This is a genomic window from Leisingera sp. G5_S3_59_S7, assembly GCF_054968485.1.
Genome location: NZ_JBQKUH010000001.1, coordinates 233,809 through 247,620, shown reverse-complemented (window position 1 = coordinate 247,620; position 13,812 = coordinate 233,809). Strand labels below are relative to the sequence as shown.

Annotated in this window: 16 protein-coding genes; 8 read left to right on the top strand and 8 right to left on the bottom strand. The window is 63.4% G+C overall.

The window, feature by feature from the left end:
- Window positions 1–8 precede the first annotated feature (8 nt).
- Window positions 9–1,646, top strand: coding sequence for a winged helix-turn-helix domain-containing protein (locus ACTRWG_RS01175; RefSeq protein WP_027237728.1), 1,638 nt, complete (start codon window positions 9–11; stop codon window positions 1,644–1,646).
- 64 nt (window positions 1,647–1,710) lie between these two features.
- Here the strand turns inward: ACTRWG_RS01175 and ACTRWG_RS01170 are convergent, their stop codons facing one another.
- Window positions 1,711–3,210 carry a CoA-acylating methylmalonate-semialdehyde dehydrogenase gene (locus ACTRWG_RS01170; RefSeq protein WP_027237727.1) on the bottom strand — a complete coding sequence of 500 codons (1,500 nt, stop codon included), beginning with the start codon at window positions 3,208–3,210 and terminating at the stop codon, window positions 1,711–1,713.
- A 137-nt stretch (window positions 3,211–3,347) separates the two neighbouring features.
- Between ACTRWG_RS01170 and ACTRWG_RS01165 the strand changes: the two genes are divergently transcribed.
- The 3 genes from ACTRWG_RS01165 to coaD all read left to right on the top strand — a co-directional run bounded on the left by ACTRWG_RS01165 (window position 3,348) and on the right by coaD (window position 5,355).
- Entirely contained in the window at window positions 3,348–4,244 is an 897-nt protein-coding gene (locus ACTRWG_RS01165; protein ID WP_027237726.1) for a LysR family transcriptional regulator, read from the top strand.
- Between the two features lie 55 nt (window positions 4,245–4,299).
- The gene (locus tag ACTRWG_RS01160) at window positions 4,300–4,734 is read left to right on the top strand and encodes a CBS domain-containing protein (RefSeq protein ID WP_027237725.1); all 435 of its coding nucleotides are present in this window, start codon (window positions 4,300–4,302) and stop codon (window positions 4,732–4,734) included.
- A 120-nt stretch (window positions 4,735–4,854) separates the two neighbouring features.
- Window positions 4,855–5,355, top strand: coding sequence for a pantetheine-phosphate adenylyltransferase (gene coaD / locus ACTRWG_RS01155; RefSeq protein WP_462828847.1), 501 nt, complete (start codon window positions 4,855–4,857; stop codon window positions 5,353–5,355).
- A gap of 142 nt (window positions 5,356–5,497) precedes the next feature.
- Here coaD and ACTRWG_RS01150 read toward each other — a convergent pair whose 3' ends face one another.
- A complete protein-coding gene (locus ACTRWG_RS01150; RefSeq protein WP_027237723.1) occupies window positions 5,498–5,641 on the bottom strand; it encodes a hypothetical protein in 144 nt (47 codons plus the stop codon).
- Between the two features lie 75 nt (window positions 5,642–5,716).
- The gene (gene gap / locus ACTRWG_RS01145) at window positions 5,717–6,718 is read right to left on the bottom strand and encodes a type I glyceraldehyde-3-phosphate dehydrogenase (protein WP_027237722.1); all 1,002 of its coding nucleotides are present in this window, start codon (window positions 6,716–6,718) and stop codon (window positions 5,717–5,719) included.
- Window positions 6,719–6,964: 246 nt separating this feature from the next.
- On the opposite strand from gap, the gene ACTRWG_RS01140 reads away from it, so the two are divergent.
- Entirely contained in the window at window positions 6,965–7,939 is a 975-nt protein-coding gene (locus tag ACTRWG_RS01140) for a DUF808 domain-containing protein (protein WP_027237721.1), read from the top strand.
- A 13-nt stretch (window positions 7,940–7,952) separates the two neighbouring features.
- Window positions 7,953–8,585, top strand: a complete 633-nt coding sequence (locus tag ACTRWG_RS01135; RefSeq protein ID WP_161631103.1) for a DUF3885 domain-containing protein — start codon at window positions 7,953–7,955, stop codon at window positions 8,583–8,585.
- Between the two features lie 85 nt (window positions 8,586–8,670).
- On the opposite strand, the gene tkt is transcribed toward ACTRWG_RS01135, so the two are convergent.
- Window positions 8,671–10,692, bottom strand: a complete 2,022-nt coding sequence (tkt, locus tag ACTRWG_RS01130; protein WP_027237718.1) for a transketolase — start codon at window positions 10,690–10,692, stop codon at window positions 8,671–8,673.
- A gap of 244 nt (window positions 10,693–10,936) precedes the next feature.
- Between tkt and ACTRWG_RS01125 the strand changes: the two genes are divergently transcribed.
- Window positions 10,937–11,773 (top strand): coiled-coil domain-containing protein, encoded by an 837-nt coding sequence (locus ACTRWG_RS01125; RefSeq protein WP_027237717.1) that lies wholly within the window; start codon window positions 10,937–10,939, stop codon window positions 11,771–11,773.
- Window positions 11,773–12,168 (top strand): cell division protein ZapA, encoded by a 396-nt coding sequence (locus ACTRWG_RS01120; RefSeq protein WP_027237716.1) that lies wholly within the window; start codon window positions 11,773–11,775, stop codon window positions 12,166–12,168. Before ACTRWG_RS01125 ends, ACTRWG_RS01120 begins: the two co-directional genes overlap by 1 nt.
- A gap of 81 nt (window positions 12,169–12,249) precedes the next feature.
- Here ACTRWG_RS01120 and grxD read toward each other — a convergent pair whose 3' ends face one another.
- From grxD to ACTRWG_RS01100, 4 genes are all read right to left on the bottom strand, one after another.
- Entirely contained in the window at window positions 12,250–12,612 is a 363-nt protein-coding gene (gene grxD / locus ACTRWG_RS01115; protein ID WP_027237715.1) for a Grx4 family monothiol glutaredoxin, read from the bottom strand.
- A gap of 107 nt (window positions 12,613–12,719) precedes the next feature.
- Window positions 12,720–12,953: a hypothetical protein gene (locus ACTRWG_RS01110; RefSeq protein ID WP_027237714.1), complete on the bottom strand. Its 234-nt coding sequence runs from the start codon at window positions 12,951–12,953 to the stop codon at window positions 12,720–12,722.
- 5 nt (window positions 12,954–12,958) lie between these two features.
- Window positions 12,959–13,195, bottom strand: a complete 237-nt coding sequence (locus tag ACTRWG_RS01105) for a BolA family protein (RefSeq protein ID WP_027237713.1) — start codon at window positions 13,193–13,195, stop codon at window positions 12,959–12,961.
- 65 nt (window positions 13,196–13,260) lie between these two features.
- Window positions 13,261–13,779, bottom strand: a complete 519-nt coding sequence (locus ACTRWG_RS01100) for a hypothetical protein (protein WP_036797562.1) — start codon at window positions 13,777–13,779, stop codon at window positions 13,261–13,263.
- Window positions 13,780–13,812 lie beyond the last annotated feature (33 nt).

The window sequence follows — 13,812 nt, the reverse complement described above, 5'->3', positions numbered from 1 at the left end:
GGACCGCGATGTACAGGTTTAATGAGTTCGAGTTCGACCCAGCCGGTGCCGGACTGCGCAAGCGGGGAAGGCCGATTGCGCTGGAGCCGCAGGCGCTGCAGCTGCTGGAGGTCTTGATCCGCAACCGGGCGCGGGTTGTCAGCAAGGATGAACTGATCGCAGACGTCTGGCAGGGGCGGGCGATCACCGATGCCGCGCTCAACACCCGGATCCGCTCGGTGCGGCGCGCATTGGGGGATGACGGCGCCCGGCAGCGCTATGTCAAAACATTTCCCAAACGCGGCTACCGCTTTGTTGCCGATGTGAAGAGTTGTATGCCGCCTGCCGCCGCCAGGGGCCGTAAGCGCCCGGGGCTGGCGGCTGCGTTTGCGGCCATGGCTGTTCTGCTGGTTGCGGCCTTGTTCTGGCTGTGGCCAGCGCAGAATTCCGCTATCGATTCAAGGCCTTCGCTCGCGGTTCTTCGGTTTGAAATCCTGGACGGGCAGGGCGTGGAGCCGTATTTCGCCGACGGTCTGACCGAGGATCTGACAACCCATCTTGCCCGGTTCAGGGAATTGTTCGTGATTTCAGCGGCGACAATGCGGTCTTACCCGGATGATCCGGCGGCCCAGCTGCGGGCCGCGCGCGATCTGGGGGTTTCTCATGCGCTGCGCGGCAGTGTCCGCCGGGACGAGGGACGGATACGGATCACGGCAGAGCTGGCCAGCCTGCCGGAGGGGCGCACTGTCTGGTCCGAACAATTCGAGCGGGAGCCGGCCGGGGTATTTGCCATCCAGGATGAGATCACCCGCGCCATCGCAGGCCGGCTGTTGCCGGAGATCGTGCTGTCGCAGGCAGCGGCGCTGACCGCCCGGCCGACGGATGATCCGGGGGCCTGGGATCTGTTCCTGCGGGGCCGGTTTCAGCAGGGCATCCTGACTGCCGAGGCGCAAACGGAGGCGGTGCGGCTGGCGCGGCTGGCTGCAGCCGAGGATCCGGGCTTTGCCGCTGCCCGCAGCCTCGAAGCGCGGGCGCTGGGAACGCTGTTCTTCCACGGCTGGGCGGCGGAGGGGCGCGCGGTGCTGGATCAGGCGATTGCTGCCGCGCAGGCCGCGATCCGCCTGGACGGCAGCGACCCGCAGGCCCATGCAGCGCTTGGCTATATCTACCGGTTCACAGGCGAGGCTGAGCCCGCAATCGCCAATCTGGAGCGCGCGGCGGAGCTTAACCCCAATGACGCCCGTATCCGGCTGGAGCTGGCTCACACGCTGGACTGGTTCCGCCTGCAAGAGCGCGCGCTGCCTGAGATCGAAATGGCAATCCGGCTCAGCCCGCGCGATCCGCTGCTGCATGCGATGTATTTCTATAAGGGCCATATCCTGTTCCACCTCGGGCGCTACGAAGAAGCGCTGGAGGCCGCGCGGCAGATGCGGGCGGTGGCAAAAGGCCCGGTGTGGCAGGTCTATGCCCAGCTGCTGCGGGCGGCCAATCTCGCGCGTTTGGAGCGCAGCCAAGAGGCGCAGGCGGCGGTCGAGGCGGCACTGGCGATCAATCCGAAGCTGTCGGTCGCAGCGATGCGCAAGCAATTCGAGGGCAGCAAGAACCATCCGGAGAACCGCCGGATCTGGCTGGAAAGCTTGCAGACGGCGGGACTGCCGGTGGAGTGAACGGTGGCGGAAGACGAAAAAGGCCCCGGGATTTCCGGGGCCTTTACTGTTCAGGGGCAGGAGGTTAGTCCATTGCCTTGAAGTTGAACTCGCCGCCTTCCTTGATGCCCGAGGGCCAGCGGGAGGTCACGGTTTTGGTGCGGGTGTAGAACTTGAAGCTGTCCGGGCCGTGCTGGTTCAGGTCGCCGAACATCGACTTCTTCCAGCCGCCGAAGGTGTGGTAGGCCAGCGGCACCGGGATCGGCACGTTGATGCCCACCATGCCGATGTTCACACGAGAGGCAAAGTCGCGCGCGGTGTCACCGTCGCGGGTGAAGATCGCAGTGCCGTTGCCGTACTCGTGATCCATCGCCAGCTTCAACGCTTCCTCGTAAGTGCTCGCACGCACAGTGGAAAGCACCGGGCCGAAGATTTCCTGCTTGTAGATGTCCATGTCGGGGGTGACGTGGTCGAACAGGTGGGCGCCGACAAAGAAGCCGTCTTCGTAGCCCTGCAGTTTGAAGTCGCGGTTGTCGACCACCAGCTTGGCGCCCTGATCGACACCGGACTGGATCAGGCCCAGGATGCGGTCCTTGGCAGCCGCGGTCACGACCGGGCCCAGGTCAACATCGTCGCCTGCAGTGTAGGGGCCGACTTTCAGCTTTTCGATGCGCGGGATCAGCTTCTCGATCAGCTTGTCGGCGGTTTCCTCGCCGACCGGAACCGCAACCGAGATTGCCATGCAGCGTTCGCCTGCCGCGCCGAAGCCTGCGCCGACCAGCGCGTCAGCGGCCTGGTCCAGATCGGCGTCGGGCATCACGATCATGTGGTTCTTGGCGCCGCCGAAGCACTGGGCGCGCTTGCCGTTGGCGGTGGCGCGGGAATAGATGTACTGCGCAATCGGGGTGGACCCCACAAAGGACACGCCCTGGATGATTTCGCTGTCCAGAATGGTGTCAACCGCCTCGCGGTCGCCGTTCACCACCTGGAACACGCCTTCGGGCAGACCGGCCTCGACGAACAGTTCCGCCAGCATCAGCGGCACGGAGGGGTCGCGTTCGGAGGGTTTCAGCACCACGGCGTTGCCGCAGGCCAGCGCCGGGCCGACGTGCCACAGCGGCATCATGGCCGGGAAGTTGAACGGCATGATCGAGCCGACAACGCCCAGCGGCTGGCGCATGGAGTACATGTCGATGCCGGGGCCTGCGCTGTCGGTGAATTCACCCTTCAGCATCTGCGGCGCGCCGACGCAGTATTCGATCACTTCCAGGCCGCGCTGCAGGTCGCCCTTGGCGTCCGGAATGGTCTTGCCGTGCTCGCGGCTCAGCGCCTCGGCCAGCTTGTCCATGTCGCGGTTCATCAGGCCAACCATCGCCATCATCACGCGGGCGCGCTTCTGCGGGTTGGTGGCGCCCCAGGCGGGCTGCGCCGCCGCGGCTTTTTCGATGGCATCGGTGGTTTCGTCAGCGCTTGCCATCGGGCATTTGTACTGCACTTCACCGGTTGCCGGGTTGAAGACATCGTCAAAGCGGCCCGAGGTGCCGGAGACGATCTTGCCGTTGATAAAGTGGCCGAGTTCTTGCATCGGATCCTCCTCTGTTCATGTTGCCCTCATCGTAGGCTTGCAAAAAACATCGGAAAAGGGGAAACATTTCAAAGAGGCTTTGCAGGAACGCAAAAGGTTAACGCAGCGTTAACAGGAGAACGGAGGACCCGGGGCCAATGGATCCGCAGTGGGATGATATGAAAGTGTTTTTGGCAGTGGCACGGGAGGCAAGCCTGTCGGGCGCCGGCCGTATCCTCAAGATGGACCCTGCCACCGTCGGCCGACGCATCGCCCGGTTCGAGGCCGCCTTGGAGACCCCGCTGTTCGTGAAATCGCCGCAGGGCTATGCGCTCAGCGCCGCCGGCGACCGGCTGCTGGTCCATGCGGAAGCGGCCGAGCAGGCGATGCGGGCCGGCACCGAGGCGCTGAGCGGGCCGAGCGACACAATGTCCGGCCAGATCCGCATCGGCGCGCCTGATGGCGCCGCCAATTACCTTCTGCCGCAGGTCTGCGCGCAGATATCAGAGGAAAATCCGGACCTGGACATTCAGATCGTGGCCCTGCCGCGGGTCATCAACCTCAGCCGCCGCGAGGCGGATATGGCGGTGACTGTCAGCGCCCCGACCGCGGGCAAGCTGCTGGTGCAGAAGATCTGCGACTACCGGCTGCATCTGGTGGCCTCGCGCCATTACCTGAAGGAGCATACGCCGATCGAAAAGCTGGAGGACCTGAAGGGCCACAAGATGATCGGCTATATTCCGGACATGATCTTCGACAAGGAACTGGATTACCTGAACGACATCGGGGTGGAGCGGGTGGCGCTGGCCTCCAATTCGGTTTCCGTGCAGATCAAGATGGCGGCGCAGGGAACGGCGGTCTGCGTGGCGCATGACTTCAGCCTGCCAGCCCACCGGATGCTGCGCAAAATCCTGACCGACAAGGTGAGCCTGACCCGCAGCTTCCATTTGGTGCGCCACCAGGGCGACCAGCGCAGCGAGCGGCTGAACCGGTTTGCCCAGGCCTTGTCCAAGGGCATCCGCGACGAGGTGGCCCGGCTGGAATCCTTGACTTGAAGCTGCGTTGCGGCAAACCTTGCTGTAACGCAATAATATTTCGGAGGTTTGCCGTATGCTTGTTCAGGTCATTTTGAAATCCAAAGCCAGCACCGGCGTCGTGACAGTGAAGCCGGACGCAAGCGTGGCCGAGGCGGCAAAAGTGATGTCGGACAACCGGTTCGGCACCGTGGTGGTTTCCGCGGATGGCGAAACGCCGGAGGGCATCCTGTCAGAGCGCGACATTGTGCGGGAGCTGTCGAAAGAAGGCGCCAGCTGCCTGGATCAGCCGGTCAGCGGCTATATGACGCGCGAGCTGGTGACCTGCACCACCCAGTCCAATGTGGGCGAGCTGCTGCAGCAGATGACAGAGGGGCGGTTCCGCCACATGCCGGTGGTCGAGGACGGAAAACTTGTGGGAATCGTGACTCTTGGCGATGCGGTGAAGGCGCAGCTGGCGCAGGTGGCGATGGAGAAGGACGCGCTGCAGGACATGATCATGGGGCACTGAGCCGCAGGCGGGCATTGGGGGCCTTGCCGCGGGCGGGGTGTCCGTATTTCTGCCCCCTTGCATTGCCAGCCGCAAATGTGTTTGCGTGCGCAGAAATTCTGACAAGGCAGGAGGCCGCCCATGCGTGTAGGTCTGTATCCCGGCACCTTCGACCCGATCACCATCGGGCACATCGACATCATCCGACGCGCCAGCGCCCTGGTGGACAAGCTGGTCATCGGCGTGGCGATCAACCGCGACAAAGGCCCGCTATTCGGTCTGGAGGAGCGGGTTGGCATGATCGAAGCGGAATGCGCCAAGCTCAGCGAAGAGACCGGCACCGAGATCGTCGCGCATCCGTTTGAGAACCTCCTGATCGACTGCGCCCGCGACGTCGGCGCCCAGATCATCGTGCGCGGCCTGCGGGCGGTGGCCGATTTCGAGTATGAATTCCAGATGGTCGGCATGAACCGGGCGCTCGACAGCTCGATCGAGACGGTGTTCTTGATGGCCGAGGCACGGCATCAGGCGATTGCCTCCAAGCTGGTCAAGGAAATCGCCCGGCTGGACGGCGACGTGTCCAAGTTCGTCAGCCCGCTGGTCAACGAAAAGCTGCTGGAGCGTCTGGGCAAGACCGCCTGACCCCGGTCCCAGTATAAGATACAGGCAAAGCCGGGCTGACGCCCGGCTTTGTGCGTTCGGCGGCGCGCTGCGCGCGGGCAGCGGCTGGCGCCGCCGCCAAGTGAAAACAAGGGGTCTGAAGCTGCGGCGGCGGTAAGGCGGCTCAGCGCCAGAAGGCGACCCAGTCGATCAGGGCAAACAGTTTCTTGCCCAGGAAGATCATGTGCTGATCCCCGAACAGGGCGATATCAATAACGGCGGCGGCGATCAGGATCAGCCCCAGGGAAATGGCAATCCGGTTGGTCATGAAAGCTCCGCCGCAAAGGAAAACGCCCGCCCAGATAACCTGAGCGGGCGTGAATTCTCAAGGGTCCAGGGACGTTTAGCCCAGTTTGCCCATCGCGACGGCGACGTCGGCCATGCGCACCGAGAAGCCCCACTCGTTGTCATACCAGGCCAGGACGCGCACCATGCGGTCCTCGACCACGCGGGTCTGGTCCGGCGCGAAGATCGAGCTTTCCGGGGTGTGGTTGAAGTCGGTGGAGACCAGCGGCGCCGGCTCAAAGCCCAGAACGCCCTTCATCGGGCCCTCAGCCGCTTCCTTGACTGCGGCGTTGATCTGCTCTGCGGTCACGTCGCGGCCGGCGCGGAAGGTCAGGTCCACGGCGGAGACATTCGGGGTCGGCACGCGGATGGCGGAGCCGTCCAGACGGCCTTTCAGGTTCGGCAGCACTTCACCCAGCGCTTTTGCGGCGCCGGTCGAGGTCGGGATCATCGACATGGCGGCAGCGCGGGCGCGGTACAGGTCCTTGTGGCGGCGGTCCAGGGTCGGCTGGTCGCCGGTGTAGGCGTGGATGGTGGTCATGATGCCATGCTCGATGCCGAACGCCTCGTCCAGGACCTTGGCCAGCGGCGCCAGGCAGTTGGTGGTGCAGGAGCCGTTGGAGATCATTTTGTCGCCGGCTTCCAGCTGGTCGTCGTTGACGCCGAACACGATGGTTTTGTCGACGTTCTTGCCGGGGGCGGACAGCAGCACTTTCTTTGCCCCGCGCTCCAGGTGCGCCTTGGCCTTTTCGCCGTCGTTGAACTTGCCGGTGCACTCCAGAACGACGTCGCAGCCGTCCCAGTCCAGCTCACCCATGTCGTAGGTGGAGAACATCTGCATGTCGCCGCGGCCCAGGTTCATGGTGCCGTCGCCGATGGTCACTTCACCCGGGAAACGTCCATGCACGGAGTCGTATTTGATCAGATGCGCTGCGGTTTCCAGCGGGCCGGTGGCGTTCACCTTGATCACTTCGATGTCGTCGCGGCCCGAAGCGGCGATGTGCGACAGGGTGCAGCGGCCGATGCGGCCAAAACCGTTGATCCCGACTTTGATGGTCATGAGTTACGTCTCCAAGCGAGCAAAAACCTTTGGCCGCCATATAGACCGGGGCGGATGTGGTCTAAAGGGGTAAAAGCGTCATTAAATGAAACTGTTAGCGCAAAATCATGATGGTGGCGGTAACGGTTTGAGCCGGTGGCGTTAACGGAAAATTGCTGCGCGATGGCGGTGGCGCTAACGCTTGTGCCGCGCGGCGGAAGCAGGCAGATTGCCTGTCAAAGACGGATAGGATTTGAGGGATTTGGCATGAGCGGTTTGCTGGCACTTTTGGATGACGTGGCGGGGATCGCCAAGGTGGCGGCGGCCTCGGTCGATGATGTGGCGGCGGCGGCTGGCAAGGCCGGCGCCAAGACCGCGGGGGTGATCATCGACGACGCGGCGGTGACGCCCAAGTACCTGCAGGGGTTTGCGCCTGCGCGCGAGCTGCCGATCATCTGGCGCATCACACGCGGCTCTTTGTTCAACAAGCTGATCCTGCTGCTGCCGGTGGCGATGCTGCTGGCGAATTTCGCACCCTGGGCAATCACGCCCCTGCTGATGCTCGGGGGCTCCTATTTGTGTTTCGAGGGGGCAGAGAAGATCTTTCACGTGCTGTTCCCCCATGCCAGCCATGCCATCGACGAGGACATGAGCATCAAGGATCCCGGCCACCTGGAAGAGCAGAAGATCAAGGGCGCGATCAAGACAGATTTCATCCTATCGGCGGAGATCATGACCATCGCGCTGGCCGCGATCGAGGCGCCGACGGTCTGGATGCAGGCGGCGACGCTGGCAGTGGTGGCAATCGGCGTGACGCTGGCGGTCTACGGCTCTGTCGCGCTGATCGTGAAGATGGATGACGTGGGGCTGTTCCTGGCGCAGAACGCGCTGACCACACCGGGCCGGGGCCTGGGGCGCGGGCTGGTGAAATTCATGCCGGTGCTGATGAAGATCCTGTCGGTGGTCGGCACCGCGGCGATGCTGTGGGTGGGCGGCTCCATCATCATCCACGGGCTGGAAGTGCTGGGCTTTGGCTGGCTGGGCCATCTGATCCACGACTGGGCCTATGCCGTGGGCCATGCGGTGCCGGAGGGCTGGACCGGCGCTGTGGAATGGGCTGCCAAGGCGGCGATGGACGGGGTGTTCGGCCTGGCGTGGGGGCTCGTGCTGATCCCGCTGGCGACCAAGGTGATCGGGCCGCTTTTGGGGATTTTGAAGAAGAAACAATCGGGACATCAATAAGGAGATGCGTCTCTTGACTGACGTTTTAGATCCCGTCGAACATTCGTTTAACTGTCCTGAATTCCCGCATGATGTATTCTATCAGTTCGAGTATGCGCTGAGATTTGAACTTGGCGGTGAAGGCGTTTCCACGGCGCGTCCGGTCAAACGGTTTATTCAGGCTTTTGACCGTGGGAAATCTGTCGCTGCGGAGCTGTTCGATGGAAGCCAAGCCGTATGGATGCTTACGTCGGATTATTGCGGCGCGGAACCACGCAGGAAACGGTTGAAACCGTACAAGTGTTGCGGTCTGAAACGCAAAGATTTCCAGTATCTCGGCGCGATTTCGCAAAGGGAAAACCCGCATGTTGATGATGAGGATGGGGAAGTTTTCAGGCATTGGGATGCGGTGGAACTTGCAGATCAAGCGCAGTTGAACGAATTACTGTGGCTTTCTCTTGGGGCGGAACTGGGAATTCAACCTGCAAGCTCCTCAAACATTTACTTCGTCGATTTTTCGAGGGGGCTTGTCCTTCATCCATATGACGATCGCGGTATGGATGTGGCTGCAGTGTGTAAAGAAGATCTGTCTTCCTTGTATTACGCTCGCAGGGACTGGTTGCTTGAATACAATATGGAAAGGATGCAGGCCCTATTCGAGGTCTGATATTCTGAACGGTCGGCGGCTTTGTGCCCCGTAAAAAAGGGGCACCCGCTTGGGTGCCCCTTTGTTGTTCTTCTGCCAGCTGTGCTCAGCCCAGCAGCTCTTTCACTTTCGCCACCGTGCCCTCAGCGGTGATGCCGAAGCGCTCGAACAGCTCGCCTGCCGGTGCGGAGGCACCGAAGCGGTCCATGCCGACGAAACCGGCTTTCTTCTCTTGGCCGCGCTCGCCCAGCAGCCAGCGGTCCCAGCCGCCGGCGCGGACAGCGGCCTCGATGCCGACGCGGACCGGGCCTGCAGGCAGGACCTTGCGGCGGTAGGCTTCGTCCTGCTCGGCAAACAGCTCCATGCAGGGCATGGAGACGACGCGGGTGCCGATGCCCTCGGCTTCCAGCTTGGCCTTTGCTTCCATCGCGACGGCAACCTCGGAGCCGGTGGCGATCAGGATCACCTGGCGCTTGTTCTCGGCCTCAGCCAAAACGTAGGCGCCTTTTTCCACCATGTTGGTCAGCTTGTGCTCAGTCCGCACGGTGGGCAGGTTCTGACGGGTCAGGGCCAGCACCGAAGGAGTTTCCTTGGCAGTGATGGCGATTTCCCAGGCTTCAGCGGTCTCAACAGTGTCGGCCGGGCGGAACACATAGGTGTTCGGCGTCGCGCGGCAGATTGCCAGGTGTTCCACCGGCTGGTGGGTCGGGCCGTCCTCGCCGACGCCGATCGAGTCGTGGGTCATTACGAACACGGTCGGGATCTTCGACAGCGCGGCCAGGCGCATCGCCGGGCGGGCATAGTCGGTGAAACAGAAGAAGGTGCCGCCGTAGGGGCGCATGCCGCCGTGCAGGGCCATGCCGTTCATCGCCGCGGCCATGCCGTGCTCGCGGATGCCCCAGTAGACGTAGCGGCCCTTGCGGTTGTCGGTGTCGAACACACCCAGGTCGCCGGTCTTGGTGTTGTTGGAGCCGGTGAGGTCAGCGGAGCCGCCCACGGTTTCCGGCATCAAGGGGTTGATCACGGCCAACGCCATTTCCGAGGATTTGCGGGTGGCAACCTTGGGCTGCTCTTCGCTCACCTGCTTTTTCAGCGCCTTGATGGCGGCGGACAGCTTCTTGGGCGCGTCCAGCGCATAGGCGCGGTTGAACCGGTCCTGCTTCTGCTGCGACAGCTCGGCAAAGCGGGCTTCCCAGGCTTCGCGCTCAGTCTTGCCGCGGGCGCCGATTTCCTCCCACTGGGACTTGATGTCAGCGGGAACCTCGAACGGGCCGCCGGTCCAGCCATAGGCGTCCTTGGCCGCTTGCAGCTGCTCGGGATCGGTCAGTGCGCCGTGGCCTTTGGAGGTGTCCTGCGCGGCGTGGCCCAGGGCGATGTGGGTCTTGCAGGCGATCATCGACGGTTTCTTGGACTTCTTGGCCGCCTCGATCGCTTCGTCGATGGCCTTGGGGTCGTGGCCGTCGATTTCCAGCACCTGCCAGCCCGACGCCTTGAAGCGCTGCACCTGGTTGGTGCGGTCGGACAGTTCGACGGTGCCGTCGATGGTGATGTTGTTGTTGTCCCAGAACACGATCAGCTTGCCCAGGGAATGGCGGCCGGCCAGGCCGATGGCCTCCTGGCTGATGCCTTCCATCAGGCAGCCGTCGCCGGCGATCACATAGGTGTGGTGATCCACGACCTTCTTGCCGTAGTGGGCGCGCTGCATTTCCTCTGCCATGGCAAAGCCGACAGCGTTGGAGATGCCCTGGCCCAGCGGGCCGGTGGTCACTTCGACGGCATCAACCAGAAAGTTCTCCGGGTGGCCCGCGGTGATCGCGCCCATCTGGCGGAAGTTCTTGATCTGATCCAAGGTGACCTGCTTGTCGCCGGCCAGATATAGCAGCGCATAGATCAGCATCGAGCCGTGGCCCGCCGACAGGATGAACCGGTCGCGGTCCGGCCAGGACGGGTTGGATGCATCAAATTTGAGGTGCTTTTCGAACAGCACGGTCGCCACATCGGCCATGCCGATAGGCATACCGGTGTGGCCGGAGTTGGCGGCGGCGACGGCGTCCAGAGCCAGCGCGCGGATCGCGGCGGCCTTGTTCCAATGCTCGGGATTGGCGGTGCGCAGGGCTGTCAGGTCCACTGGGATTGTTCCTTTGGCGTTACAGGCAATTGCTGCGCTCAATAACAGCGATGCCGCAAAGATCAAGCACGGTTGCGCGCATGTCTGCTGGCCTGCGCGAAGTTGGCGCGGCAAGTGGTTGAAAGACAAGGGGGGGTGTTTTATCCCTGATAGGGAATAACTGGCCCCATGTCAGCGGCACCTGCGCGATTCGCGCATGCGCCGGAAAAAAGATTGGACTGATGTGGACGGGTGAGGGACAGGCATGAACCAGATTGAAGAATTGCAAGGCCGCATCCAGGCCGCGCTGGAGCGCATCAGTGCAGGCACCGCAGCGCTGCAGGAGGCCCGGGCGGCGGATCAGGTGAAGGCAGCGGAAGCCGCGGCCGCAGCTGCCCAGGCAGCCGAAGAGGCCGCCGCGAGTGCCGCAAATGCGGCGCTGGAGCAGGCTCTTGACGAAGAGAAAACCGCCAACGCCCAGCTGGAAGAGCGGGTGAAGGTGCTGCACGCCCGTTTGCAGGAGGCTGAAAGCAAGGCGCCTTCAGACGGCGGTGATATGGCGGCCATGCAGGCGGAACTGCAGCTGCTGCGCAACGAGGCGGGCGACCCGGCCGAGAAAGAAGCGCTGCGGGCAGAGGTTGCGCGCCTCAAAAGCCAGTTGGAGGCTGCGGCCAACACGGCCGCCAGCGAGAAGGAAACGCTGGAGGACCAGCTGGCCGAAGCCCAGGCCGCCAACGACAGCCTGAAGGCCCGCCTGGAAGAGACTGGCGCCTCTGCCGGGCAGGCAGCGGCGGAGCCGTCCGCGGCGCCGGACATGAGCGCGGAAATCGACCGCCAGAACGAGGCCCTGCTGCGGCTGGATGCCGAGCTGCAGCAGCTGCGGCGGGCGAATGAGGAGCTGCGCGCGTCGAACGCGGCGCTGCGCGAGGCCAACGCCCAGGGCCTGGGCGATGCCGGGCTGATCAACGCCTCGATGGAGGCTGAAATCGAAGGCCTGCGCGCGGCCCAGGCCAGCGACCAGGCCCAGGTCAACGCGGTGCTGGCCAAGCTGGAACCGCTGCTGGCCACGGCCCGCAACCTGCCCGAAGGAGAGGAAGTCTGATGCCTGAAGTGACCATTCATATCGGCGGCCGCGGCTTTGAGGTCTCCTGCCAGGAGGGCGAGGAAAGCTATCTGCACTCTGCCGCCAAGATGCTGGACGACGAGGCTCAGGTGCTGTCCGACCAGATCGGCCGGATGCCCGAGGCGCGGATGCTGTTGATGGCCGGTCTGATGCTGGCCGACAAAACCGCCGCGGTCGAGGACCGGATCAAGGAGGTTGAGGCGGAGCTGGCTGAGCGCACGCAAGAGCTGGAAGCGCTGAAAAACGCCCCCGCGCCGGAGCCCGAGCGGGTCGAGATCCCGGTGGTGCCGCCGCAGGTGAACGAAAGCCTGGCCGAACTGGCCGCCCGCACCGAGGCGCTGGCCCAGCAGATCGAAGAACAGGCGGCAGGCTGAGGGCTTTGCTTCAACCCGTTGCAGGATAAGGAAAAGGCGCCGCGTGGGCGCCTTTTTTAATGCCGCGGATTGTGCCTGTAATCAGGCGTTGGCTTCGCGGATCTTGTCGGCGGCTTCCTTGTTGAAGGAAATGCCGTTGTCCTCAAACAGGGTGTCCAGCTCCGACGACAGGGCCATCTCGGTGATGATGTCGCAGCCGCCGACGAACTCACCCTTCACGTACAGCTGCGGGATGGTCGGCCAGTCGGAATATTCCTTGATGCCCGAGCGGATGTCCTCATCCGCCAGCACGTTCACGTCGGTGTAGTCCACGCCGATGTAGTTCAGCACCGCCGCCACGCGCGAGGAGAAGCCGCACTGCGGCATTTCCTTGGTGCCTTTCATGAACAGTACAACGTCGCTGGCTTTGACGGTTTCGTCGATGCGGGTTTTTACGTCGGTCATTTAGTGATTTCCTTTCGGCTGCTGCGCCGTTTGCGTTGGCCGTCATATAGGCAGTTTCGCGGGTTTTGCCAATCCGCCCGGTGAAGCGCGCCCCGAGCGGGTCAACGCTATTTCAACTTGTTCTTGGGAACGAAAAAGCGGGCGTATTCCTGCGGGTCTTTCGGGACCTTCCAAGTGCGAACGGACCCGCCGCCCATGCCCGACTGATAATCGGATCGCAGGGTGTGATAGTCCGGGTCTGTATCGTCCTCCTCCAGCGGGCGGCGGCGCTGGGAGACGACCGCAACAACGGCGGTCATCACCACAATGCCGAGCACCAGGATGGAGGCGAACAGCGACATGGAGCTTACTCCGGTGCCTTGGTGGTCAGCGCCAGGGCGTGCAGCTCGCCGTCGGGGCCGTCCATCTTGCCTTTCAGCGCGGCATAAACGGCGCGCTGCTGCTGCACGCGGTTCTTGCCGCGGAAGCTTTCGTCGACGACCATCGCCGACATGTGAACGCCATCGGTGCCGCCAACCTGGATTTCGGCATCCGGGAAAGCTTCGCGCAGCAGTTCTTCGATTTCGTGGGCTTGCATGGGCATCCGGAGAAGTCCTTTGTCTTGTTTGGTAAAAATGTAGGGGCGCGCCGGGGGCTGTGCAAGCAGGATTAGCAGCCGTCCCGGGCAAAGGGGGCGACGCTTTCGACAAAGTCCGGCAGGCTGGCCAGCGCCTCCTGAACGCTGTCCTCCTCGAAGTCCCAGACCGACGCGGGGTTTTCCGGGCACAGCGCCTGGGTCAAAGCGGCGCAGCGGGCGCTGAGGTCCTCCGGCAGCGGCAGCGCGGCGGCCTCCTGCAGCACCAGAAGCGCCTCATGGATCGGGCGCAGCACCCGTAGGGCGCGGGTCATATGCGGCAGCAGGTCGGGGTCATCCCGCCAGGTTTCGCCATCAAACAGGCCTTGTGTCACCCGCTGGCCCGCGCCGGCGCAGGAATAGGCGACGCAGCCGCCAAATCCGCATTTTTCCAGATCGGCGTGAATTTTGCAGCGGAAATCGGGGGCGAGGTTGGGACAGGGCGTGTCCGCGTCCTTCAGAAGGCCAAAATCCTCATGCGCCTCAAACGGATAGGCCACGCAGCACAGGCCCGCGCAGCGGCTGCAATCCTCTGTCAGCTCAGGAAGGGTCATGGAACGGGTCCCGGGGTCAAAGGAAAAGGCGGG

What these genes read in the sequence shown, in the direction of transcription:
- ACTRWG_RS01175 (WP_027237728.1), top strand. Translation starts at nt 9, where the DNA reads ATGTACAGGTTTAATGAGTTCGAGTTCGACCCAGCCGGTGCCGGACTG.
- ACTRWG_RS01170 (WP_027237727.1), bottom strand. Translation starts at nt 3,210, where the DNA reads ATGCAAGAACTCGGCCACTTTATCAACGGCAAGATCGTCTCCGGCACC.
- ACTRWG_RS01165 (WP_027237726.1), top strand. Translation starts at nt 3,348, where the DNA reads ATGGATCCGCAGTGGGATGATATGAAAGTGTTTTTGGCAGTGGCACGG.
- ACTRWG_RS01160 (WP_027237725.1), top strand. Translation starts at nt 4,300, where the DNA reads ATGCTTGTTCAGGTCATTTTGAAATCCAAAGCCAGCACCGGCGTCGTG.
- coaD (WP_462828847.1), top strand. Translation starts at nt 4,855, where the DNA reads ATGCGTGTAGGTCTGTATCCCGGCACCTTCGACCCGATCACCATCGGG.
- ACTRWG_RS01150 (WP_027237723.1), bottom strand. Translation starts at nt 5,641, where the DNA reads ATGACCAACCGGATTGCCATTTCCCTGGGGCTGATCCTGATCGCCGCC.
- gap (WP_027237722.1), bottom strand. Translation starts at nt 6,718, where the DNA reads ATGACCATCAAAGTCGGGATCAACGGTTTTGGCCGCATCGGCCGCTGC.
- ACTRWG_RS01140 (WP_027237721.1), top strand. Translation starts at nt 6,965, where the DNA reads ATGAGCGGTTTGCTGGCACTTTTGGATGACGTGGCGGGGATCGCCAAG.
- ACTRWG_RS01125 (WP_027237717.1), top strand. Translation starts at nt 10,937, where the DNA reads ATGAACCAGATTGAAGAATTGCAAGGCCGCATCCAGGCCGCGCTGGAG.
- ACTRWG_RS01120 (WP_027237716.1), top strand. Translation starts at nt 11,773, where the DNA reads ATGCCTGAAGTGACCATTCATATCGGCGGCCGCGGCTTTGAGGTCTCC.
- grxD (WP_027237715.1), bottom strand. Translation starts at nt 12,612, where the DNA reads ATGACCGACGTAAAAACCCGCATCGACGAAACCGTCAAAGCCAGCGAC.
- ACTRWG_RS01110 (WP_027237714.1), bottom strand. Translation starts at nt 12,953, where the DNA reads ATGTCGCTGTTCGCCTCCATCCTGGTGCTCGGCATTGTGGTGATGACC.
- ACTRWG_RS01105 (WP_027237713.1), bottom strand. Translation starts at nt 13,195, where the DNA reads ATGCCCATGCAAGCCCACGAAATCGAAGAACTGCTGCGCGAAGCTTTC.
- ACTRWG_RS01100 (WP_036797562.1), bottom strand. Translation starts at nt 13,779, where the DNA reads ATGACCCTTCCTGAGCTGACAGAGGATTGCAGCCGCTGCGCGGGCCTG.